At 34.9% G+C, this 23,804-nt stretch carries 22 protein-coding genes and 1 tRNA gene; 14 read left to right on the top strand and 9 right to left on the bottom strand.

Annotated elements, in window-relative coordinates:
* The first annotated feature begins 76 nt into the window (after positions 1-76).
* Together CALKRO_RS10640 and CALKRO_RS10635 are read left to right on the top strand one after the other, a co-directional pair.
* Positions 77-1,753 carry a GGDEF domain-containing protein gene (locus tag CALKRO_RS10640; RefSeq protein WP_013431020.1) on the top strand — a complete coding sequence of 559 codons (1,677 nt, stop codon included), beginning with the start codon at positions 77-79 and terminating at the stop codon, positions 1,751-1,753.
* A complete protein-coding gene (locus CALKRO_RS10635; RefSeq protein ID WP_013431019.1) occupies positions 1,737-3,401 on the top strand; it encodes a nucleoside kinase in 1,665 nt (554 codons plus the stop codon). The genes CALKRO_RS10640 and CALKRO_RS10635 overlap by 17 nt, the downstream gene beginning before the upstream one ends.
* 49 nt (positions 3,402-3,450) lie before the next feature.
* Here CALKRO_RS10635 and CALKRO_RS10630 read toward each other — a convergent pair whose 3' ends face one another.
* A complete protein-coding gene (locus CALKRO_RS10630) occupies positions 3,451-4,338 on the bottom strand; it encodes a hypothetical protein (RefSeq protein WP_013431018.1) in 888 nt (295 codons plus the stop codon).
* Positions 4,339-4,531: 193 nt separating this feature from the next.
* Here CALKRO_RS10630 and CALKRO_RS10625 point away from each other — a divergent pair, with 193 nt between their 5' ends.
* A complete protein-coding gene (locus CALKRO_RS10625) occupies positions 4,532-6,187 on the top strand; it encodes an FAD-dependent oxidoreductase (RefSeq protein WP_013431017.1) in 1,656 nt (551 codons plus the stop codon).
* Between the two features lie 6 nt (positions 6,188-6,193).
* Here CALKRO_RS10625 and CALKRO_RS10620 read toward each other — a convergent pair whose 3' ends face one another.
* Positions 6,194-6,799: a DedA family protein gene (locus CALKRO_RS10620; protein WP_013431016.1), complete on the bottom strand. Its 606-nt coding sequence runs from the start codon at positions 6,797-6,799 to the stop codon at positions 6,194-6,196.
* A 359-nt stretch (positions 6,800-7,158) separates the two neighbouring features.
* Here CALKRO_RS10620 and CALKRO_RS10615 point away from each other — a divergent pair, with 359 nt between their 5' ends.
* From CALKRO_RS10615 to CALKRO_RS10600, 4 genes are all read left to right on the top strand, one after another.
* Positions 7,159-8,187 carry a ubiquitin-like domain-containing protein gene (locus tag CALKRO_RS10615; protein WP_013431015.1) on the top strand — a complete coding sequence of 343 codons (1,029 nt, stop codon included), beginning with the start codon at positions 7,159-7,161 and terminating at the stop codon, positions 8,185-8,187.
* Between the two features lie 210 nt (positions 8,188-8,397).
* Entirely contained in the window at positions 8,398-9,291 is an 894-nt protein-coding gene (locus tag CALKRO_RS10610; protein ID WP_013431014.1) for a glycoside hydrolase family 130 protein, read from the top strand.
* 74 nt (positions 9,292-9,365) lie between these two features.
* Complete coding sequence (locus CALKRO_RS10605) at positions 9,366-10,343, top strand: zinc-dependent alcohol dehydrogenase family protein (RefSeq protein WP_013431013.1); 978 nt, start codon at positions 9,366-9,368, stop codon at positions 10,341-10,343.
* Positions 10,344-10,393: 50 nt separating this feature from the next.
* Positions 10,394-10,485, top strand: a tRNA-Ser gene (locus CALKRO_RS10600).
* Between the two features lie 62 nt (positions 10,486-10,547).
* Here the strand turns inward: CALKRO_RS10600 and CALKRO_RS10595 are convergent.
* Positions 10,548-11,420 (bottom strand): sensor histidine kinase, encoded by an 873-nt coding sequence (locus CALKRO_RS10595; protein WP_013431012.1) that lies wholly within the window; start codon positions 11,418-11,420, stop codon positions 10,548-10,550.
* On the bottom strand, positions 11,407-11,913 hold the full coding sequence (locus CALKRO_RS10590; protein WP_013431011.1) for a hypothetical protein: 507 nt from the start codon (positions 11,911-11,913) through the stop codon (positions 11,407-11,409). Before CALKRO_RS10590 ends, CALKRO_RS10595 begins: the two co-directional genes overlap by 14 nt.
* Positions 11,914-12,020: 107 nt before the next feature.
* Between CALKRO_RS10590 and CALKRO_RS10585 the strand changes: the two genes are divergently transcribed.
* The 4 genes from CALKRO_RS10585 to CALKRO_RS10570 are packed head-to-tail and all read left to right on the top strand — an operon-like array spanning position 12,021 to position 15,972.
* Complete coding sequence (locus CALKRO_RS10585; protein WP_013431010.1) at positions 12,021-12,917, top strand: DUF2156 domain-containing protein; 897 nt, start codon at positions 12,021-12,023, stop codon at positions 12,915-12,917.
* A gap of 56 nt (positions 12,918-12,973) precedes the next feature.
* On the top strand, positions 12,974-13,975 hold the full coding sequence (locus tag CALKRO_RS10580; protein WP_041741730.1) for a CotS family spore coat protein: 1,002 nt from the start codon (positions 12,974-12,976) through the stop codon (positions 13,973-13,975).
* The gene (locus CALKRO_RS10575) at positions 13,966-14,934 is read left to right on the top strand and encodes a protein kinase family protein (RefSeq protein ID WP_013431008.1); all 969 of its coding nucleotides are present in this window, start codon (positions 13,966-13,968) and stop codon (positions 14,932-14,934) included. The genes CALKRO_RS10580 and CALKRO_RS10575 overlap by 10 nt, the downstream gene beginning before the upstream one ends.
* A gap of 45 nt (positions 14,935-14,979) precedes the next feature.
* Positions 14,980-15,972, top strand: a complete 993-nt coding sequence (locus CALKRO_RS10570) for a CotS family spore coat protein (protein ID WP_013431007.1) — start codon at positions 14,980-14,982, stop codon at positions 15,970-15,972.
* An 84-nt stretch (positions 15,973-16,056) separates the two neighbouring features.
* Here the strand turns inward: CALKRO_RS10570 and CALKRO_RS10565 are convergent, their stop codons facing one another.
* Genes CALKRO_RS10565 through CALKRO_RS10555 form a run of 3 tightly spaced genes read right to left on the bottom strand, consistent with a single transcriptional unit; the run spans position 16,057 to position 18,436 of the window.
* Positions 16,057-16,845: a type III pantothenate kinase gene (locus CALKRO_RS10565; protein ID WP_013431006.1), complete on the bottom strand. Its 789-nt coding sequence runs from the start codon at positions 16,843-16,845 to the stop codon at positions 16,057-16,059.
* 22 nt (positions 16,846-16,867) lie between these two features.
* A complete protein-coding gene (locus tag CALKRO_RS10560; protein ID WP_013431005.1) occupies positions 16,868-17,188 on the bottom strand; it encodes a heavy metal-binding domain-containing protein in 321 nt (106 codons plus the stop codon).
* A gap of 12 nt (positions 17,189-17,200) precedes the next feature.
* Positions 17,201-18,436 carry an LL-diaminopimelate aminotransferase gene (locus tag CALKRO_RS10555; protein WP_013431004.1) on the bottom strand — a complete coding sequence of 412 codons (1,236 nt, stop codon included), beginning with the start codon at positions 18,434-18,436 and terminating at the stop codon, positions 17,201-17,203.
* Positions 18,437-18,762: 326 nt separating this feature from the next.
* On the opposite strand from CALKRO_RS10555, the gene CALKRO_RS10550 reads away from it, so the two are divergent.
* Positions 18,763-19,437 (top strand): 4Fe-4S binding protein, encoded by a 675-nt coding sequence (locus CALKRO_RS10550; RefSeq protein ID WP_013431003.1) that lies wholly within the window; start codon positions 18,763-18,765, stop codon positions 19,435-19,437.
* 192 nt (positions 19,438-19,629) lie between these two features.
* Positions 19,630-21,717 (top strand): ribonucleoside triphosphate reductase, encoded by a 2,088-nt coding sequence (locus tag CALKRO_RS10545; protein WP_013431002.1) that lies wholly within the window; start codon positions 19,630-19,632, stop codon positions 21,715-21,717.
* 62 nt (positions 21,718-21,779) lie between these two features.
* On the opposite strand, the gene CALKRO_RS10540 is transcribed toward CALKRO_RS10545, so the two are convergent.
* Positions 21,780-22,184, bottom strand: coding sequence for a hypothetical protein (locus CALKRO_RS10540; RefSeq protein ID WP_013431001.1), 405 nt, complete (start codon positions 22,182-22,184; stop codon positions 21,780-21,782).
* Positions 22,185-22,198: 14 nt separating this feature from the next.
* Complete coding sequence (locus CALKRO_RS10535; RefSeq protein ID WP_013431000.1) at positions 22,199-22,648, bottom strand: hypothetical protein; 450 nt, start codon at positions 22,646-22,648, stop codon at positions 22,199-22,201.
* A 198-nt stretch (positions 22,649-22,846) separates the two neighbouring features.
* Here CALKRO_RS10535 and CALKRO_RS10530 point away from each other — a divergent pair, with 198 nt between their 5' ends.
* Positions 22,847-23,797, top strand: coding sequence for an ROK family protein (locus CALKRO_RS10530; protein ID WP_013430999.1), 951 nt, complete (start codon positions 22,847-22,849; stop codon positions 23,795-23,797).
* Positions 23,798-23,804: the final 7 nt, after the last annotated feature.

Here is a 23,804-nt window from a genome sequence, read left to right as displayed (position 1 = left end):
AAATCAATCCCCCTTCTCAGGGAATATATTATTATATGGGCAAGTGATAAATTTAAACAAAGGGAATGATAAATTGATGAGTTCTCAGTTGGAATTCTGTCTTTATAAGCTTTTTGAAATGGTTGGTGTTGTTGCAATAAGTGGTATATTTATTGTTTCAGTTTTTTTAGGGAAAGAACTAAAAAATACATTGATTTATAGTTTTGGGAAGATATTTTTATCGCTTGTTATTTTGAAGTTCTTGTATGTACTAAAATTAGAAAAAGATGTTTTAAACAAAGTTGAAGGGATACAGGCTATTGTTTTTTTAAATGTTTTTTTGAAATTTTTAATAATATATGCGCTTGTATTTTCAGTTTTGTGCCAAGAAAAACTAAAAAAGTTTTTAGAAAAAACTGCAATTTTAATCAATATAGGTATAACAGTAATAGTTTTTCTTATGTTTGAAAAAATAAAAAACTCAAGATATTTTGTTTTTCTATATTCTCAGAAAACTGCTACAACTCTTTACATTTTTAGTGAAATAATAGTTGCAGTCGGTATTTTGATTTTATTACATTTAAGCTTTACAAATTTTTATTTTAAACAAACAAAAAGTTTTAGAATATTTGTTTTAACATTTGCTGCAGGTGAGATTTTTTTAGCAATGTTTAAAAGAAAAGGTATTTTGTATACTGAGGCAATTCAAAATGGTGCTTTGCTTTATCTTTTTGTTGCTATATTTCTTGCAGTTGCAATGCAAAGGTTCAGGTTTTTGCACAGTTTATCAAAATTTAGTACTGAAGTGTTGAAAGAAAGGCTTGACTTACAGAAAAGTTTTGAGCTACTTGTAGAGTTTGTATATGAGATGTATTCAAAAGTATTTCCACGAATGTGTTTTTATTACTGCCATGAAGATGATAACTACAGGCTTATAGTATTCAAAGATGAAAACAAACAAAGTAGTGATATAAGCTCTGGCCTCCAATTAAAGGTAAGTCAGGAACTGTTGCAAATCAATAGAATTAGGACATTTACTATTGATGAATTAAAGAGATTTTTTGAGTGTAAATCTTTAGAATCTTTGGTTTCTGAGGTTTTCAAAATTGCTGTATTTGTTCCAATTTTAATGCATAGCAAACTTGTTGGATTTTTAGTTTGCTATTCGAAACTCAAAGATTTTAATCTTACAGATGAGATAAAAGATGGGCTTACAATCTTTATAAATTTTTCTCAGGCTCTTCTTTTTCAGATTGAAAGAATTGAAAAAATAAAGAATTTATCAACAGAAGATGAGCTTACAGGAATATATAACAGAAGATATTTCATGAAAGAGCTTATATTAGAGTCAATATCTGCAGATAGATACAAAAACAACTTTTGTGTAGCTTTCTTTGATATGGATAATTTAAAACTTTTGAACGATTTTTATGGACATAGTGTGGGTGACAAAGCTATCAGGATGATAGGAAGGATTATAAGAGACAATATCAGAAAAACAGACATTCCTGCAAGACTTGGTGGAGATGAATTTGCAGTTATATTTAAAAATTGCAGTAAAGAAGCAATAGAAGATAGAATAAATACAATAAAGCAGCTTATAGAAAAAGAATCTGAACAGCAGCTTCCCAAAAAGATAAAAGTAAGTTGTGGAATTGCTGTATATCCTGATGATACTACAAGTCTTGATGAACTTTTGAAGATTGCAGACTTGAGAATGTATGAAGAAAAACTAAAAAACAAGGAAGGTGACCTTGATGAAAAAACAAGGTAATACAGTAAAAGTCTTTTTTGAAGATGCAAATGTATATGAAGATGTAGAGGTTGGGACAAATCTTTTGAGCTTTGTTCCAAGGTTTGAAAGTTATTTTAAATCTCCGATAGTTGCAGCAAAGGTAGACAATGAGATTAAAGAACTGAAGTATGTTATTCACAGAGATTGCAAGGTAAAATTTATTGACATGACCCAAGAAGATGGTATGAGGATTTACAGAAGAAGTCTCATTTTTGTTTTAATTGTTGCAACAAGAATGCTTTTTAAAGAAACTGTAAATGTTCAGCATTCTCTTTCAAAAGGACTTTATTGTGAGATTGAAAACAGAAAGCTGACAGCTGAAGATATAAATCTTATAAAACAAAAAATGAAATGGATAGTAGACCAAGATTTTCAATTTAGAAGAGAAAAGGTTTCAAAAGATGATGCAGTTAAACTTTTTGAAGAAAAAGGCTTTTACGATAAAGCAAGAACAATAAAGTTTTCAGAAAACGACTATGTTTACATTTATTACTGTGGGGATTATGTTGATTATTTTTATGGTCATCTTGTGCCCTCTACAGGATATCTAAAAATATTTAATCTAATTCAATACCACGACGGTATGGTGCTTTTGTACCCAGACAAGTCAGACCCATTTAAGCTTCAAGAGTTTGTTGAGAACAAGAAACTGTTTGCAGTATACCATGAGTACAAAAACTGGGGCAAGATACTTGGGGTAAGCAGCATCGGTGAGCTCAATGAGGTGATAGCAAGTGGAAAGATAAGAGAATTTATAAGAGTCTCAGAAGCTCTACACGAAAAAAAGATAGCATATTTGGCTGACCAGATTTCGCAAAATCCGCTGATAAAAGTTGTTTTGATATCCGGACCTTCATCATCCGGAAAGACAACCTTTGCACAAAGGCTTTCTATTCAGCTTAAAGTAAATGGAAAAAACCCTGTTTATATAGGGCTTGACGATTATTTCTTTGAGGATAAAGTGCCACTTGACGAAAATGGCAAGCCTGACTATGAATCGATTGAAGCTATTGATGTTGAGCTTTTTAACAAACAGCTAAAAGATTTGATAGATGGCAAAGAGGTTGTTCTGCCACGGTTTAATTTTATAGAAAGAAAGCGGACATTTGAAAGACCAGTCAAGCTTGAAAAGAACGATATAATAATAATTGAAGGAATACATGGACTAAACAGAAGACTTACTCCAATGATACCTGATGAAAGCAAGTTCAAAATATATGTAAGTGCCTTGACACATCTAAATCTTGACAAACACAACAGAATACAGACAACAGATTATAGAATTTTGAGAAGGATTGTCAGAGATGCCAGAACAAGAGGAGCATCTGCTAAAAGAACAATTTCTATGTGGCCGTCTGTTAGAAACGGTGAAGAAAAGAATATTTTTCCATACCAGGAGATGGCAGATGCCATGTTCAATTCAGCGCTAATTTATGAGCTGGCTGTGTTAAAGAAATATGCCGTGCCGCTACTTAGGACAATCACAAGAGAAGATGAGGAATATAGCGAGGCGCAGAGGCTTTTACACTTTTTGAGCTTTATCCTCACAATTGAGGACGAAAGAGAAATCCCACCACAATCAATCATAAGAGAGTTCATTGGAGGGTCTTGCTTTTATGACTTCTGAAAAAGAAAAGGGGCTTTTCGGGAAATTTTCCTTCAAGCCCCTTATTTTTTTAGAATGTCACATTTGTTGAAGAGTTATTTGTGTTCTGGTTTGTTCCCTGATTTGGCCAAAATCCTCTCATCTTAAATCCAAATCCACCCATCTTGCTTCCATCCATTCCTGCAGCGCCTTTAAATTTTCTGCCAAATCCTCGTGGAGCAAATCCCTTTGAAAGGTCCCAGTTTGAGATTTTTGTTTTGATAGCTTCTTTTATTTTGTCTGCCTGGTCTTTTGTTATTTTACCTTCCTGCAAAAGCTTGTCAATCTTGGCTGTTTGCATTGATATTAGTTTGTTTTTGAAGTCAGACTCAAGGATATTCTTGGACTTGATTAAGTCTGCAATGGTCTTTCCATTTTTCAGCTCATTTAAAAGACTATCCTTTGTCATACCAAGGATTGTTGCAATATCACTGAACATATCGAGGTTGTATAAATCTTTTGAAAATGCCCTAACCTTGAAGCCAAAGAATGGGGATTTTCCATCCCAGCTGTCTATTTTCTGTTTTAAGTTCTGCTTTAACTGTGTTGCTTTGTCGCTTGTTATTTTATTGTTTTTAACAGCTTCATCAATCTTTGCGTAAAGACTTTCTAAAAGTTTTGATTTGAATTGATCAAGTGTCAAACCCTTATCCTTTAAGATGTCTGTGAAAGACTTTCCGCTTTGAATCTGTTTTTGAATATCCTCTTTTTTCATGCCAAGGATATTTTCAATTGTGCCAGCAATATCAAGCTTTATGCCTGCAACATCTTTTCCAAATTTTCCAAAACAGAGTTTCGTAAGAGTACCCTTGAAAGGTGCAGTGAAATCTGCCTTTGAAGAACCTGCAAATGCAAGGCTTACACTTAAAATCAGGATTGCAATAAGTCCTATACCAATTATTGTCTTTATCCTTTTCACTGAAAAATCACCTCTTTTCATTTTGAATTTTTCTTTCAATTATATTATCCCACACAAAATTGGATTTTGTGTTTCGCAATTGTAAAAATATTTTTAAGGAAAATTTTTACACCAAGATGTGTTTTTAAATGGCTATCAAAAGGGTATATTAGAATCGAAAAAGACTTTTAAAAGAGGATGGTGAAAATTGAAGATGAAGTATGTTGTGATTGGTGCTGTTGCGGGTGGGATGACAGCTGCGATGAAAATAAGACGAAATGACGACAAAGCAGAAATCATTGTATATGACAAAGACACTGACATATCATATTCTGGTTGTTCTCTTGCATATTATATTTCGGGTGTGATAGATAACAGAAAAAACATTGTTCCAAGAGATAGCCAATATTTCAAAAAGTTTAATGTTGATGTAAAAACAGATCATGAAGTTTTGAAGGTTGATGTACAAAACAAAAAAGTGATTGTGAAGGATTTAAAAACTGGTAATATTTTTGAGGATGGTTTTGACAAATTGATTATAGCAACAGGAGCCCATCCTGTGATACCCCAGATTGAAGGCATAGAACTTGAGGGCATATTTGTCCTTCGAAATGTCAAGGATGCAGATAGAATAAAAGAATTTATAAATAACAATCTTCCGAAAAAAGCCTTGATAGTTGGTGGTGGGTACATTGGACTTGAAATGGCAGAAGCTTTGAAGGTTTTGGGGATGGATGTATGCATTGTGGAAAAACAGAAAAATATTCTTCCAAACTTAGATAGTGACATGGCAAGGCTTGTTGAGAGCTATCTTGAAGAAAACGGTGTTGTGATAAGAAAGGGCACCTCTGTTTTAAGGTTTGAAGGAGACAAGAGAGTGAAAAGAGCCATTTTGAGCGATGGTAGCAAAATTGAGGCAGACTTTGTTTTGCTTGCAGTGGGAGTAAGACCTTCTACCAAGTTTTTAGAAGAAAGTGGTATACAGCTTTTGCCAAATGGAGCTATCAAGGTTGATGAGTATATGAGAACTAACATTGAAGGAATCTTTGCTGCAGGTGACTGTGCTGCTGTATATTTCAAGCTAAATGGCAAAACCATGTACGTGCCACTTGGCTCAACTGCAAACAAGATGGGAAGAATAGCGGGAGAAAATGCAACAGGTGGGAGCATGAAGTTCAGTGGCGTTTTGGCAACATCCATTTTCAAAGTATTTGACCTTACAGTTGCACAAACAGGCTATACAGAAAAGATGGCACAGGAAGATGGAATTGAGTATGAGGTAGGGCACATTACAAAACCGCATATCACAACAGCATATCCAGGGGCTGAAAAAATGACAATAAAAGCTTTAGCAGAACTTTCCTCTCGAAAAGTTATAGGTGCTCAAATTGTTGGTACAAAAGGAGTTGACAAAAGGATAGACGTTTTGGCAACTGCAATCTTTGCAGGGCTTACAACAGATGACCTTTTCCAGCTTGATTTAGCTTATGCACCGCCATTTTCGTCGGCAAAGGATCCTATTCACTATGTTGGTATGGTTATGTCAAACTTTCTTGACAAGAGAAAGTTTAACTGCACTCAGGAAAAGCTTTTGGAAAAGATGCAAAAAGGAGAAGATTTTATTGTTCTGGATGTTCGAACACCTGAGCAATATAAAGCCAAGCACATAAAGGGTGCTATAAATATCCCTCTTGAGATGCTTCATGAAAAGATGAATGAGCTTTCACGGGAAAAACAGATAATTGTATATTGTAACAGTGGTGTAAGCTCAAATATTGCACAAAATATCCTTCAGCAAAACGGATTTAGAAAAGTTTATAATCTCTCAGGTGGAATTTCGAACGTGACTATTAAGCAGCTTATTGAATGAAATAATTTAGATTCTTTTTTTTCTTCTCCATAGCTTTAAAAATATGGTCCATACTAATATTACAATAAAAACCAACACTGAGATGGCAAGCCAGAAAAGATTTATATCTTTTTTGTAAAGGAACTTGAAAAAGCTAAAACCATACCAGTAAAAATACACATAGAATGTTGCCCAGATAGTATTTCCAATAAATGAAGATATGATATATTCATAGAAATTCATTTTACTAATTCCTGCCAAGAAAATTATGGGGGTGCGCGGGACACCTATTATTCTTGCTACTGGCACGGCAAATATCCCATACTTTACAAAAAAACTGTTGACGCTCTCAAGCGTCTCTTTTTTTATCCTCAAAAGTCTTTCAAAAAAGCTTATAATTCTTTTTCTCCCACTTCTGAGAAGAAGGTTGACAATCACATTTCCACAAAGATTTCCCAAAGATATTACCATTATCAATGTAAAAGGTGTGAATTTGTGAGAGTTTAAAAGTGCAACTGCGCCAAGGTAAGCAATCTGTGTTGGAAATGGAATTCCAAGTCCTTCTATTGCCAGTATTAAAAAAATACCCCAAAGTCCAAAACTGTCAACAATGTATTTTAAAAATTCTATCATATTTCCATCATCTCTTAAAACAAGTTTTTACAATATCTATTTTACTCCTTTTCTTATAGAATAAACAGAAAAATAAACTTTGGATTTGCTAATATGACTTTTCAAAATTTTGTTAAATACAGAAAAGGGAATTCAAACCAATAAAAACTCTTAAGACACATAAATGGTATAAAAATTAGTTTAAAGTTGATAAAATTTTTGTATAGAGTATGGGCAAAAGGTATAAAATTCATATATGAAAGGTGTTGCAAGTCAAGAAAATTTCTTGACTTTTAAGGTTATTTGACAAAAAATTTTTTTTAAATTAAAATAACAGAGAAGTTTTTTAGAAAATAAATCCATTTTGTAGGAGGTTGATTATGAATAAATTTAAGTGCCTTGTGGCAAGGCCAAGGGATATGAAAAAGCTTATCCTGGCTTTTGTCATTGTATTTGTTTTGTCAGTCCTGCTTGGCGCCATGACTGCACAGGCACTGGTGAAAGAAGTTAGCATAACAATTGACGGCAAGACATTTTATTATAAAACGATTAAATCCACAGTAAGAGAGGTTTTAGAAGAAAATCAAATTTACTTGACAAAAGATGACTATGTCTCGCCTTCTTTGGACTCAAAAATAAATGAAAATACCCAGATAATAATAAAAAGAGCTTTTGAAGTGAAAATACTTGTTGGCGACGAGGAAAAAGTTGTATATATTCCAAGCGGTACTGTTGAGGATGCTATCAAAAAAGCTGGAGTTGTTCTTGGAAAGTTGGACAAGATAAATCTTCCTCTTTCTCAGCTTCTTGATAAGCCAACTGTCATTAAAATTACTAAGGTGACAGAGAAGGTGGTCGTGGAAAAACAAAAAATACCTTTCAGTACAGTGACAAAAATAAACTATAATATGGACTACGGAAAGCAAAAGGTTATCCAGCAAGGGCAGGATGGTATTAAAGAAAGAAGATACAAAGTTGTCTTGGAAGATGGTAAAGAAGTTGAGAGAAAGTTGATTGAGGAAAGAGTTGTCAAAAATTCGAAGCCGAGGATTGTTGAAGTTGGAGCAATAAGGTGGTTCAAGACATCAAGAGGAGAAGTGGTCAGATACAGAAAAGTTTATACAATGATAGCAACTGCATATTCTTTGACCCCAAGTGATACAGGAAAAAGTCCATCTCATCCTGATTATGGCAGGACTGCAACAGGTCACAAAGTAAAGCGCGGGGTTGTTGCGGTTGACCCACGGGTGATTCCTCTTGGAACAAGGCTTTATATAGAAGGATATGGTTTTGCGAGAGCTCTTGATACAGGTTCTGCTATCAAGGGGAACAGGATAGATGTGTTTGTTGAAAAGGATGCGTATAAATTTGGTGTGCGGCGCGTAAAAGTTTATGTGCTTGCAGACTAAAAAATTGGAGAAAAGAAATAAGGCCTCCTTGCCAAAAAGGAGGCTCTTTTGTTTGTAAAAATGTAACATATCATTTTCAAAAATTTAAAACAAGAAAAGTTCAGGTTATTTTTTCAATTGAAATTTTCAAAACTTGAATTAAAATTATGTGTTGAAATTTCGAAATAAAATTATGTGATAAAAAAACAAGAGGGGGCGCAAGATACTTTTATGTTTAAACTTCAAAGGGTGACTGACAAGCCAGTTTTAAAGCCAAAACAGGAAAATGAATGGGAAAGAAGTGCAGTTTTCAACGCTGCAGCAATATATCACAGAGGACTTTTTCATTTGATTTACAGAGCAACAAACATTCCACCTCACAAGGATTATGGTGAGTATGTATCTACCATAGGATACGCTGTATCAACAGATGGTATTAACTTTTACAGGCTTGACAAGCCTATAATGGTGGCAGAAAACGAACAAGAAAGAAGAGGGATTGAAGACCCGCGCATAGTTGAGATTGATGGGACGTTTTACATGACATACACAGGTTTTGGCGGAAGATATGATGGTGATTTTAGAATAATGATAGCAAAATCAAAGAACCTCATAAAATGGGAGAGAATGGGGGTTGCTCTTGACGAGCCCAACAAAGATGCAGCTCTTTTTCCAGAGAAGATAAATGGCAGGTATGTTATGTTTCACCGAAGATATCCTAACATGTGGCTTGCGTTTTCTGACGACATGATAAATTGGACAGACCATGTTCAGATAATGACTGTAAGAGAAAATTCATGGGAAAGTAGCCGCATAGGTATTGCAGGACCACCAATAAAGGTCAAGTTTGGCTGGCTTGTGATATACCACGCAGCAGACCATAAGAATGTGTACAGACTCGGAGCAGTGCTTTTGGACGCAAAAGACCCAACAAAGATTCTGTCTCGTTTTTCAGAACCTATTTTGGAACCTGAGCTTTCCTGGGAAGTTGATGGTTACATACCTAATGTGGTTTTCAGCTGTGGTCATGCAGAGGTTGGCGATGAGGTCTGGGTATACTATGGTGGTGCTGACACTGTTATTGGAGTTGCAAAATTTAATAAAGAGAAGATAAAATTTGATTGAAGTAGCTTTCAAGTTAGTGATAAACTTTATAATAGAAAATCAAAAACTTCATCAAAGAGGGTTTAAAAAAGACAATGAAAGCAGCCATATTTTATGGTAATAGAAACTTAAAAGTAGAAGAAATTGACTTGCCTCAGATAAAAGAGAATGAGATTTTAGTCAAGGTTGAGGCGTGTGGCATATGTGGTACAGATGTGCATATATTCAATGGAGAAGAAGGGTCTGCAAAGGTCACACCGCCGATAGTGTTGGGTCATGAATTTTGTGGCACAGTTGTTGAGACAAAATCTAAGCTTTTCAATGTAGGAGACAAGGTGAGTATTGACCCTAACATCTACTGTGGAGTGTGCAAGTTTTGTAGAACTGGAAGGCCTCAGCTTTGCGAAAATTTAACAGCGCTTGGTGTGAACATAAACGGTGGGTTTGCACAGTATGCCGCTGTGCCAGAAAAACAGGCGATAAAATTTGATAATATAGATTTTGCTGAGGCGGCACTGGCAGAGCCTCTGGCTTGCTGTCTTCATGGTCTTGATAGAATTAAGATTTTTCCCACCGACAAAGTTTTGATAATAGGCTTTGGTCCGATTGGCCTTATAATGCTTGAGCTTGTAAAAATGTATGGGGCTGACAATATCTTTGGCTATGAAGTTGATGATTTTAGAAAAAATATTGCTAAAGAGTATGGAGTTAAAGATATTGTTGATGAAGATTGCAGAGAAGAAAGTTTTGATGTTGTAATTGAGTGTGCAGGGACAAAAGAAAGTATCGAAATGGCATTTAAGAAGATAGGGAAAGGTGGCAGAATTTTGGTGTTTTCAGTACCGTCACCGCTTGTTGCTACTGAAATTTGTCCGTTTGAGATGTTCAGAAAAGAAGCACAAATTTTTTGGTCATTTGTGAACCCGTTTACCCAAAAGCTTGCAATTGACCTGCTGCAGCAGGGGAAGATAAATTTGAAACATATAATAACTCACAAAATTTCGATTGATAAGCTTCCTGAGGCACTTTCAAAAAAGTTTGAGAATCAACTAAAAGTGATTGTCCAACCTTGACAAGTGCAAAAGGTTTGGGTATAATAATTAATGTGCCATTTAGAGGGTGCGGAGAAGTACTCAAGTGGTGAAGAGGCGCCCCTGCTAAGGGCGTAGGTCGGGTAAAACCGGCGCGAGGGTTCGAGTCCCTCCTTCTCCGCCAGGAAATGAAAGATAGATTAGTTGAAATAAAATATAACCTCTTCAAGTGAAAAGCTGAAGAGGTTATATTTTTTTTGGCAGTGTGACTGTAAAGGTTGTATATCCTTCTTCTATTTTGTCAAGTGCTCTGTATTCAGAGAAAACATCAATTTTACCTTTGTATTTCTCTACTGTTGATTTTACAATGAAAAGACCAAGACCACTTGAATTTTTTGTAGAATATCCAAGTTCAAATATTCTCTCCTTTTTACATTTGTCTATATATGACCCCGAATTTGTTACAGTGATTTCAATTTGATTACCTTCATCTTCTATATTAAGTCCGACATATTTTGAAAATGAAGATTTGGCGTAGTAAAATGCGTTGTCAATTAAGTTGCCGCAGATATTTATAAGGTCCATTGAATCAAACTTGAGATTGCTAAAGTCTACGCTGTAATGAAATTCAAAATTTATATCGTACTTCTCAGCCAAAGCACTTTTTGCAAATATCAAAGCAGAAAGTTCTGCACATCCAAGTCCGTAAAATTTTGATGTATTTTTAAGATTTTCGCTGATTTGCTCAATATAACGAATGGCATCATCATATTTTCCAACACAAATAAGTCCCCATATAATTTGAAGGTGGTTGTTAAACTCATGTCTTTGAGCTCTTAAGATGTTTATAAAATTGTCTAATGATTTTATATTGTCTTTATAAACCTGAGTTGCCTTTAGTATACTTAGTGCTGAAAAAAGGTTTTTTACAGTGTACAAATTTAAAATTGCAAGCAGAGTGAAAGAATATATAACAAGCGTTCTTTGCCACTGAGGTATCTTTTGATGTTTTATGAATTCGGTGTTTATAAAGTATATCGAATAGATGAGCAAAAACATAATAAGTGCAAGTAAAAAAAGCATTGATATCAAAAGCTTTGTATGGTCACTTTTCTTCATACTTTACCTCATTCCCTTTATCAATATGCGAAGGCAATATTTTGCAAATTTCAAATACCAAGTAGTTTCTACTCTTTATAATAGCAAGAAGTACGCTCATAACAGCTATCTCAATTACAAGTGTTGTGATATCACATGCAAGCACTGATGGTGTGAGCGAGAGATTATTAGCAATTGTACTAATTATTGAATAACCTCCAAATTTCAATGTCAGACATAAGGATTGCGAAATAAGTCCCAAGATGATACCATATAAGGGTAGAAGTCTGAGGTATAAGATATACAAAAGTATTAAGCAAGTAGTCATAAGTATAAGTCCCAGCATAAGATTTATATGGTTGCCAAATACAATGGTATCCCAGAAAGCTTGAATAAAACTCACAACCACAACTTTTTTTATGCTATAACATATCCCAAACAAACTTAAAATCAGGCTTACAAGAAAAAATACTTTTAAGAAGTACAAACAGTACAACACTACATATGTAGCCATTGTCTACCATCCTTTATTTTTATGGATTGCAGAAACCTTCTATATGATATTATATATTTTATTTATGTTTTATTCAAAACTTTTGTATCGATATGGGGGTAGAAAATATGAAATTTTACAAAATAGACATTTCACACAAAAGCATTTTTGACCAATATTTTGCCGAATTTGAGCCTGAGATTGCTGACCTGACATTTACAAACCTCTTTATGTGGGATCCGTTTTATGATATTCATTTTACTGAGGAAGATGGATTTTTGCTCATCATGGCAAAGCCGTACAATCAGCCACCTTTTTTACATGGACCTGTGGGCAAAGATTTAGACAAACTTCCCATTGTTATTGAAAAAGCCAGAAGTTTTTTTGAATCTGAAGGATATAATTTCATGATAAAAAGAGCTTCTAAAAAGACGTTAGATATGCTTTCTGAGTGTAAAATGGAGTTCAAAAGTATTTTTGAAAGAGATCTTTCTGACTATGTTTACAGAGTTGAAGATTTGGTTCAGCTAAAAGGGAAAAAATATCATCCCAAAAAGAATCATATTAACAAGTTTTTAAGACTCTATTCAGAGAGATATGAGTGGAAAAAAATAGATGAAGAAATTGTAAAGCTTTGCTGGGACTTTGAATGTGAATGGTACGAAAAGAGAAATGGGAAGGAGGATATAGGGCTTACATTTGAAAAAATGGCTATAGAAAGGGCTATAAGAAATTTTGAAAAACTTTCTTATGAAGGTATGGTAATTTTTATTGATGGCAGAATAAAAGCCTTCACGTTTGGAGAACCTTTAAATAAAAATACAGTGGTCATACATATAGAAAAGGCAGACCCGGATGTTGAAGGGCTTTATGCTTTTATTAACCAAAAATTCTTAGCAGAGTTTTGGCAGAATTATGAATTTGTAAACCGTGAAGAAGATTTGGGTAAGGAGGGAATAAGAAAGGCAAAGATGTCTTACCATCCATTCAAGTTTGCAGAGAAGTTTACTATTCTTTTTGATTAACACTCACTGCAGACTTGCCATATAATGAAATTGAGCAATGAAAAATGTATATTTTCATGGGAACACCTGAACTTAAGTTAGTTGAAGAGAATTATTATATAAAGATAGATGAAATAAAACAAATAAAATCCAATGCCTATTTTGTAAAGACAAAGGATGGTAAAGAATTTTTTTTGAAGGTCAGTAGAGTTGACAAAGAACATGTTGATTTTATTATCAAGATTTTTTCACACCTGAAAAATACAAGTTTTAAAAGCCACCTGATTGATTTTCAAAAGACCATTGACGGTGGCTTTTATTTTTTAGATAATCACAAAAAGGTTTATCTTCTATGTAAGTGGATAGATGGCAGAAGTGCAGATTTCAGAAATGTTTATGACTTGAGAAGAGTAGTTTCAATCTTGCATCACCTTCATTTAGCCTCACTTTCTTTTGCTGAGGAAATAAAAGATAGTTTTTATCCATCTTATCAAGAAGTGTTTTGTAGAAAGTATTCACAAGTTATCCAAATGAAGAATATTATACATCAAAAAGATAATCTTAGCTATTTTGATGAAATATTCTTGAATGTTCTAAGCAGATTTGAAGATAGGTTTGTGGAGAGCATGCATATGATGAAAAAAGTTGAAGACTACTTCAAAGAAGAGAATCAGAAGGTATTAATTCATCATGATCCTGCTCATCACAATTTTATATTTTCTGAAAAAGGTGTATACCTTATCGACTTCGATTATGCGATGGTAGATTATAGTGTACATGACTTTGTAAACCTTGGTGTGAGGGTTTTGAAAACAAATGATTGGGACAGAAATATGTTTAGAATTTATTTAAAATTGCTACAGGATAAAAATATCTTAAATAAATTCTGGTTGCAAACATTTTGGATTTTGATGTATTTCCCACAAGAGATTTGGCAAGTTGGATTTCAGTACTATTTCGAAAAACAGCCGTGGGCGGAAGAGTATTTTCTCAAAAGACTTAAAGGATCAGAAAGAATACAAGCAGGAAAGGAGATGATAATTAAGGAATTTGCGGGAGGGATTTTTAAATGGTGTTGAAACAAAAATTTAAGCTTTACTATGGCTTTGACATAAAAGAGCTCAAGAAGTTCAAAGATGGATATTTATTAAAAACAGGCAAAGAAGAATACCTTTTGAAAAAGACTAAAATGTCGCCAGCAGAAATTGTCTTTATATTTCACTGTCATCAGCATTTAAAAGACAACAAATTTGTTAATTTTGAGAAGATTATTCCCACAAAGGATGGTTGTCCTTATCTGAGAATTGACAAGATGACATATGTGCTGATAGAACATTTTAAAAAAGAACCGGTTGAACTTTCTGAAAAACAGGTGATCAGCTGTATTGAATTTATAAATTCTTTTCATGCAGCGTCTACCAACTTAAAATCGGCTGTAGGTGCAAGATACAATGTTCAATATGGAAAAGATAGGATTACTGCACGGAATATGTATTCGATGTTCGTTAAGCTGAAAGAAAAACCTCAGCTCATAAAAAATGAAAAGCTGAGAAACATAATTTTGAGGACAATTGACTCAAACATCGAATATGTAAAAAAAGCGTTAGAAATTTTAGAAGATGACAGGTATCTTGAGGTAATATCGCGCAGCATGCAAGAAAATAGATTCATACATGGCAAACTAACTATTTACAACATATACAAATGTTACAGTAAATTAAGACTTGCAAATATGTTTGACTTAGAGCTAAATGTCCGTGAAAAGGACATAGCCACGTTTGTGAAAAGCCTGATTAAAATAGATAAAAATTTTGATTTTGAAGAATGTATAAATAAATTTTATGTTACCTCATATGATAATTACAAAAAATGTTTAGTATTGGCTATGATACTTCTGCCATATGAGTATTTCTCTCTTCTCAAGAAAATCATCAGGTTTAGAGATTTGGACTGGGCGTCTGAAGAATTTGAAGAAAAATTTACAAGTTTATGTGAAAAAGAACAATATAAAGATAAAATTTTAGCCTCCCTGCATTAAAAAAGCTGTGTGATCATATAGTTTTTAGTGGGAGGTGTTTTTGTTATGATTGCTCTGAGAGAGGAGATAACTCAATTTTTTGATATAGAGGTTTTTTATTTTATGCCTATCCGTGACATTTTGGTTCTTTCAACAGACAGAGGTCTTAAGTGTTTTAAAAGAGTAGATTATTCGATAGAAACACTTTTGTTTATTCACGGGGGCAAAGAACACCTTGTTTCAAGAGGGTTTATAGACATTGACAGGTTTAACTTAAGCAAGGAAGACTTGCCTTATGTTATGTTGGGTGATGAAATCTATGTGTTGACAGACTGGATTGACGCGAGAGAGTGTGAACTTGAAAACCCGATAGAATTGAAAGCTGCGACAGAAAAACTTGCTATGATGCACGAAGCATCGATAGGTTATACAAATGTTCCCGAAGGTGCAAGGGTCAGAGATGATTTGGGAAAACTTTTGACTAAGTTTGAAAAGCGCTGCAACGAATTTTTGCGTATGAGAAAGATGGCAGAGAAAAAAAAGAGCATGTTTGATTACGAGTATCTATTTACATACTCATATTATTTTGACCTTGCAAAGGAAGCGCTTGAAAAACTTAAAAATTCAAATTACTTAAAACTTTGTGATGAGGCAAGAGAAAAAAGAGGTTTTATTCACAGAGATTACTCTTACCACAATATTCTCTACACTCACGATGGTGATGTGTATATTATAGACTTTGATTATCTTACGTATGATCTTAGAATAATTGACCTCACAAGCTTTATGCAAAAGGTGTTAAAAAGGATTCACTGGGACATAAAAACAGGTGAGAGCATCTTGAACTGGTATTCAAATGTATCGCCGCTCAACAAAGACGAGATTGAACTTATTTATATAATTCTGCTTTTTCCATACAGATATTGGAAGACATGCAACAGATATTATAATGGTAAAAAGAGCTGGTCTGAAAAAGCATTTACAAACAAGCTTCATGAAGTTATTGCAGAAAAAGAATTTCACTATGATTTTGTCAGATGGCTAGAAAAGCAGATATAAGAAAAGCAGATATAAAAAGAAGGGGCAACAAAACCTGCTGTTTTTTTTTTAAGGTTTTATTGCCCCGTGTTTATTTTAGCATTTTTAAATTGACATCTGTTTGTTTTTATAGTATATTATCCTGAGTCCTTCTAATGTCAAGGTAGGATTTACAATCTGAATTGTTTTTGACTCTTCAGCAATAAGCCTTGCAAGGCCACCTGTTGCAATGACTTTTGCATTTATCTCACTCATTTCTTCTTTTATCCTGTTTACCATGTAATCAACAAGACCGACATAACCATAGAGGATACCAGACTGCATAGCATGTACTGTATTTTTGCCAATTACACTTGGTGGCTTTTGAAGTTCTATTCTGTGGAGCCTGCTTGCATGAGAAAAAAGTGCCTCTGCCGAGATTTTAATACCTGGTGCAATTGCACCACCTAAGTATTCTGATTTTCTTGAGAGGGCACAGAAAGTTGTTGCTGTTCCAAAATCAATTATTACTGCTGGACCTCCGTAAAGTTCATTTACCGCAACAGCATTGACAATTCTATCTGAACCAACCTCTTTCGGGTTTTCAGTTTTGATGTTCAGTCCCGTCTTGATGCCTGGACCCACCACCATAGGATTTGTTCCAAAATACTTTTGTATTGCTCTTTCAAACGAATACATAATTGGTGGTACAACAGAAGAAATGATAACATCCATTATTTCAGCTGGGTTTATACCACTGTACAGAAGCATCTGTGTCATAAGTATTCCAAATTCATCTGCAGCCTTTTCTTTATCAGTCTTCATCCTGTAACTCGCTATTAAATCTTTCCCTTTGAAAACACCGAACACAATATTAGTATTGCCGATGTCAACAACTAAAAGTTTATCTTTCATTTTCTCTCACCTATTAAAGAGTTTATTCCACAACAACTGCAGTTCCTGTAACTGAAACCATCAGCATACTTCCATTTGCACCCAAAACTTCATAGTCTATATCAATTCCAACAACTGCATTTGCACCGAGCATTGCAGCCCTATTTTGAAGTTCTTGCAAAGCTTCTTCTCTTGCCCTTATAAGCTCATTTTCATATGTTCCAGACCTTCCGCCAAATATGTCTGTGATAGAAGCTATAAAGTCTTTTACAAGATTGACTCCTACAATTACTTCGCTGCTCACAATTCCTTTGTATTCCACAATTTTTTTGCCCTCAATAGAGGGAGTTGTTGTAACAATCATCAAAAAAACCTCCTAAAATTCAAATTCCACATCGGAAAGTCTTCTTTTGAGCTCTTCCATAACTTTTATTTCGTCCTCAGGTGTCTTTGCTTCAAATGTGACAGAGAACCTAACAAAATGTCCGGCGTCGTCCCATGGAACTGTTGAGATGCATTTTTCAGTGATTAAGTATTCGGAAAACTCTTCAGCTGTCTCAAACCTTCGGCCCTTTTTAATTCCCTTTGGGATCTCAACGTACAAATAGAAAGACCCCTTTGGCTTTTGAGCATCAAAACCAAGATCTCTTAATGTTTTTACAAGAAGGTCATGACGGCGTGAATATTTTTCATTGATTTTCTCAGTGATCTCAGGATGCTCAAGTGCATAAATTCCTGCTTTTTGTATAGCTTTGAACTGACCAGAATCGTTGTTGTCTTTGACAGCTGCAAATGCCTTTACAACAAGCTCATTTCCTGCAACAAATGCAAGTCGCCACCCTGTCATATTGTATGCTTTAGATAGAGAATGAATCTCAACACCAACTTCTTTTGCCCCTTCAACCGACAAGAAGGATAGTGGCTTGTATCCGTCAAATACTAAAGCTGCATATGCTGCATCGTGCACAACTATTATGTTGTTTTCCATTGCAAATTTTACGACCTCTTCAAAAAACTCTTTTGTTGCAACAGCACCACATGGATTGTTAGGATAGTTTAAATACAAAAGTTTTGCCCTTTTTCTTATGTCAGCCGGGATTGATGACAAATCTGGAAGGAAATTATTCTCTTTCAAAAGTGGCACGTTATACACTTCGCCACCAAGCCATTTTGTGATTGTTCCTAAAACAGGGTAGCCTGGCACAGTCATTATTGTTACATCACCAGGGTTTATAAATGCATAGGGCAAAAGTGCTAAGGCTGACTTTGAACCTATCGCGTGGTTTACCTCTGTATCAGGGTTAATCCCCTTGACGCCGTACACTCTTTCTAAGTATTTGGCAGCTGCCACTTTAAATTCATAAATTCCATTGTCGGCATACCCTCTGTTTTCATCTTTTCCTGCCTCATAGGCAAGCGTTCCAATTATACCCATGTCAGCTTTTTCATCAGGTTCACCAACTCCCATATCAATGAGTTCCATGTCAGGGTGAAGCTCTTTTGCTTTTGCCTTTGCCCTTTTAATTTTTTCAAACTTATAAAGCACAGTTTCTTTACCAAATTTGCTTCCGCCAATTCTTTCTGCAAACATGTTCTGGATATAGCTTTCCATCAAAACCCCTCCCTCAAAATTTGGTATAGCATTGTTTTATTAGTATTATGATATGGTTATTCACAATTTGATTGCTGATCCAAGTCGATAAGGTCAAAAATAGATTTAGTGATATTTTAACATAAAACATCAGATTTATGAAAGGGTAATTTAGTTTCGAAATTTACAGCAAAACTAAACTGATTGTGCAATTTAGAAAATTTATTTTTCACATTTATTAGCAAATTTCATAAAGGGCTTCTAATTGACATACAATACCTACCCATGGTATAAAAAATGTCTGGATTACATATAACACAAAAGAAAAAAGTGAGGGGGTATGTGAGATGGAAATACTGGAAAGAAGAGATGAAAAAAGATTGAAGATGGACAAAAGCAACATTGCAAAGATACTTTTGACTTTTGTATTTTTTGGAGTTTTAATAGGCGGACTTTTTTATCCGAAAGTAGGTTTGTTTGCATTTGTGTGCATGATAGGTAGTGTTTTACTGAGTTTTTACAAAGGAAGGTACTGGTGCTACAGGTTTTGCCCAAGAGGTGTATTTTTAGATGAGTTTATTGCAAAGGCAAGCTTTAATAAAAATATTCCTGCAGTTTTAAAATCAAAGGTTGCAAAAGCATTTATGGTTACATTTTTTGTTGTAATGATGAGTGCAAATGCTATTTTAAGCGGGGGAGATTTAGAGAAATTCGCAAAAGGTGTTGTGATGCTTTTATGGGTTACAACTTTGATTGCAATAATTTTGGGAATTTTATTTAGAGCAAGAACATGGTGTGTTATATGTCCGATGGGGACAGTCAGTGGAATTGTAGGCCAAAAAAGAGGGACGCTAAAGATAGACGCCCAAAAATGTGTGAGCTGCAAGCTTTGCAACAAAAATTGTCCGATGGAAGTGGAAGTTTGTTATTTCAAAGAAAATGGAAACATTGAAAGTGTAAACTGTATAAAATGCGAAAGCTGCAAAGTGGTATGTCCTAAAAACGCAATTGAAATGGTTTGAGTAAAAGGCAGGCACCAATTTTTTAGAATATGCCTGCCTTTTGTTTTTTAAAAAATTTTTTGTTCTCCATTGATTTGGAAATGAGGTTGGAATATAATATATTGTGCCAAGTAAAAATAATTAACACAATATATAGTAGTTTGCAAAAAGAAGTTTGCTGGTTAAAAAAGTTTGCGAAAGGAGAAAGTAAAGATGATAACAAAGGTAATGAAAAGGGATGGGACAATTGTTGACTTTGACCGCAAAAAGATAGAAAATGCAATCTTTAAGGCTGCAAAGGCCGTTGGTGGCTCTGACTACTCAATTGCTGAAAAGCTCACAGACCAAGTTATTGAAATCTTAGAGCAAAAATTCGGCTATTCAATTCCGCATGTAGAGGATATTCAGGATATAGTGGAAAAGGTTTTGATAGAAAACGGTCATGCAAAGACAGCAAAGGCTTACATTCTCTACAGGAAACAGCATCAAGACATGAGAGAGTTCAAAAACCTGTTTTTAGACATTGAAAACACAGTTGACCAGTACATTGGCAAGATGGACTGGAGAGTCAATGAAAACAGCAACATGAGCTATTCTCTACAGGGACTCAATAACCACATATCAACAGCAGTTATTTCAAAGTACTGGCTAAACAAGATATATCCAAAAGAGGTTGCAGAGGCGCATATAAACGGTGATTTTCATCTTCATGATTTGGGTGTGCTTGGAGTATACTGCTGTGGTTGGGATTTGAGAGACCTTCTTTTAAACGGATTTACAGGAGTTGAAGGCAAAGTTGCATCAAAGCCTGCAAAACATTTTAGAAGTGCTCTTGGTCAGATTGTCAATTTCTTCTATACACTTCAAGGTGAGGCAGCAGGTGCACAGGCTTTTTCTAACTTTGACACATACCTTGCACCTTTTATATACTACGACAAGCTCACATACTCTGATGTAAAACAGGCTCTGCAAGAGTTTGTGTTCAATACAAACGTGCCAACAAGGGTAGGTTTCCAGAGTCCATTTACAAATATAACCTTGGATTTGGTACCTCCTTCCACTTTAAAGGATGAGCCTGTTATCATTGGCGGGCAGATTATGGACAGGACCTATAAAGAATTTCAGCGCGAGATGGATATGTTCAACATGGCATTTGCTGAGGTTATGATGGAAGGGGACGCAAAAGGGAGAATTTTCTCATTCCCGATTCCAACATACAACATCACAAAGGACTTCGACTGGGACAGCCCAGTCGTAAACAAGATAATGGAGATGACAGCAAAGTATGGTCTTCCTTACTTCAGCAATTTTATAAATTCGGATATGAAACCCGAAGATGCCAGAAGCATGTGTTGCAGATTAAGGTTGGATAACCGTGAACTCAGAAAACGTGGTGGAGGTCTTTTTGGTGCAAATCCATTGACTGGTTCTATTGGGGTTGTCACAATTAACCTGCCAAGAATAGGGTATCTTTCAAAATCTGAAGATGAATACTTTGAAAGACTTGCAAGGCTTATGGACATTGCAAAGACAAGCCTTGAGATAAAAAGAGAGGTATTAGAAGATCTTACCAAGAAAGGTTTATATCCATATTCAAGATTTTACCTGCGCGACATTTATGCACGATTTGGTGAGTACTGGAAGAATCACTTCAACACAATAGGAATTGTTGGAATGCACGAAAGCCTGCTTAACTTCATGGGCGTTGGTATTGATACAAAAGAGGGAAGAGAGTTTGCTATAAAAGTGCTTGACTTTATGAGAGAAAGAATTATAAAGTACCAGGAAGAGACAGGAATTCTTTACAATCTTGAGGCAACACCTGCAGAAGGAACCTCTTACAGGCTTGCAAGAAAAGACAAGCAGATGTTCCCGGACATAATTACATCAGGCAAAGACGAGCCATTTTACACAAACTCAACCCAGCTTCCTGTTGATTACACAGATGATATATTTACAGCTTTGGATCATCAAGAAGAGCTTCAGATTCGCTACACAGGCGGAACTGTTTTGCACGGCTTTGTTGGTGAGAAGATTGACGATATTGAGGTTTGCAAAGAGATAGTCAAAAAGATTGCATACAACTATAGAATTCCATACTACACAATAACACCGACATTCTCTGTATGCCCAGACCATGGCTATGTTGCAGGTGAGTACTTTAGCTGTCCAACCTGTGGCAAAGAATGTGAGGTTTACTCAAGAGTTGTGGGCTACTACAGACCTGTTCAGTGCTGGAACAAGGGCAAGCAAGAAGAGTTTAAGTTCAGGAAAGAGTATAAGATTGCTGTGAGAAGATAAAAGATGAAAACTTTACTTTAAAAACAAAGAGAGCTAATCAGATGTGGTTTTTCACACACTGATTAGCTCTTTTTTATATTTCGACTTTTTATTTTTATATCAATTATGAAGACTGCTGCTATTGATAAAATTATTATGATTATTGCTAACAGAATATAAGCCAACGAGATTCTGGGTTTATAGTTTACTAATACCACTGCTATGATAGCGCAGGCTATAAACCATGATATTTTGGAAATATTCCACACTTTAAGTTTAACAGGGATATTTGTAGTAAAATTTTTGACAATGGTTTCAAAAAATAAAATACCGCTTATACTAACAATTAAAAATATTTCAATAAATAACATATTCTTTGAGGTTATTGAAAAATATATTCCAAAGATTAAAAATAGAATTTGTGTTATCCATACAAATATTCTCAACAATTTTACTATAGCACTTTTGGTCAACCTTTTATTTCTCAAATTTCTCAGTCTCCTTATGATTTTTGTTTTGTAGATTTTTTGTTTAAGATAAGTCTAAGGATAAGCTTATCTGCTATCAACACCAGATAAAACAACAAACCACTAATTGGGATACCAAAAAGATAAAAGAGATTTTTAGTTTCAGTTGTTTTCAGGATGAAAATTAATGCTGCTGTACAAGAAGAAATTAATAATGCTATTCTAGTTAGTTTCCAAGGTCTTGAAAAGTCAGGTTTTGCTTGAATACCAAATTGTTTCCATACTTCCTCAAATCCCTGTCTTCCAATAAGCAATGCTAATTCGGGTAAAAACAAATAGATAACTAAAACGCTTAACATAAATAGTAGACCACCAATTGATTTATTAATAATGGAAAGAATAGTACCCCCGATAAAACCAATAAAAGCTGGAACCAAAGCAAAATATTTGAAAAAGATACCAAATATTTTGCCTATTAATTTCATAGCTTCTCCCTTATTATGTTGCAATTTTTTTCATAATATCAAAAAAAACAGTTCTTGTAGATAACAAAAAATATTTAATTTTATGCAAGTTTATTATGCAAAATATCTAAAAATAGAGACTAAAAAGTCTATTTTACTTAATCTCTTTTTGTTGATATAATAAAATCAAAATCTTGAGAATTGGAAAGGAGAGAGAAAGTGTATTACATAGGAATTGACTTGGGAGGAACAAACATTGCAGCAGGAATTGTTGATGAGGGAGGAAAAATTATAAAAAAAGGTTCTGTGCCAACAGGAGCGCACAGACATTATACAGAGATTATGAAGGATATGGCTGAGCTATCTTTAAATCTTGTAAAGGAATGTGGACTTACACTTGATGATATTCATTCTGTTGGAATTGGAAGTCCAGGTGCACCTGACAATGAAAAGGGCATGATTCTTTACAGCAACAATATTGCGTTTTTGAATGTGCCTATGAGAGAAGAGATACAAAAATACATTCCAAAGCCTGTTAACATAGAAAACGATGCGAACTGTGCAGCATATGGTGAGTATATAGCAGGCGGTGCAAAAGGCACAAAGATTTCTGTTACAATTACATTGGGAACTGGCATTGGCGGGGGAATTATAATCGATGGCAAAATATTCACCGGGGCACACCATGCAGGTGCAGAGCTGGGGCATATGGTAATTTGTGTTGATGGTGAGCAGTGCACATGTGGCAGAAGAGGTTGCTGGGAGGCTTATGCTTCAGCAACAGCTCTTATTCGAATGACAAGAGAGGCTGCTGCAAGGGATATAAACGGCACTATCATGAAGCTTGTAAATGGTGATATTTCAAAGATTGATGCCAAAACAGCTTTTGATGCAAAGCGAATGGGAGACAGCACTGGTGCAGCAATTGTTGACAGGTATGTAAAATACCTTGCTGAAGGCCTTGCAAACATCTGCAATATATTTGAACCAGAGGTAATTTGCATTGGCGGAGGAGTTAGCAAAGAAGGAGAGTATCTTTTAGAACCTGTGAGAAAGCTTGTGTATGAAAAATTCTACTGCAAACAGGTTCCAATGCCCAAAATCATTCCTGCCGTTTTGGGAAATGATGCTGGTATAATTGGGGCTGCGCTTTTAGCAAAGCAGCTGTGAAATGTAA

Source organism: Caldicellulosiruptor kronotskyensis 2002, from assembly GCF_000166775.1.
Taxonomy (GTDB): Bacteria; Bacillota; Thermoanaerobacteria; order Caldicellulosiruptorales; family Caldicellulosiruptoraceae; genus Caldicellulosiruptor; species Caldicellulosiruptor kronotskyensis.
The sequence above is the reverse complement of the archived record's forward strand: the minus strand, read 5'-3'. Positions and strand labels throughout refer to the sequence as shown.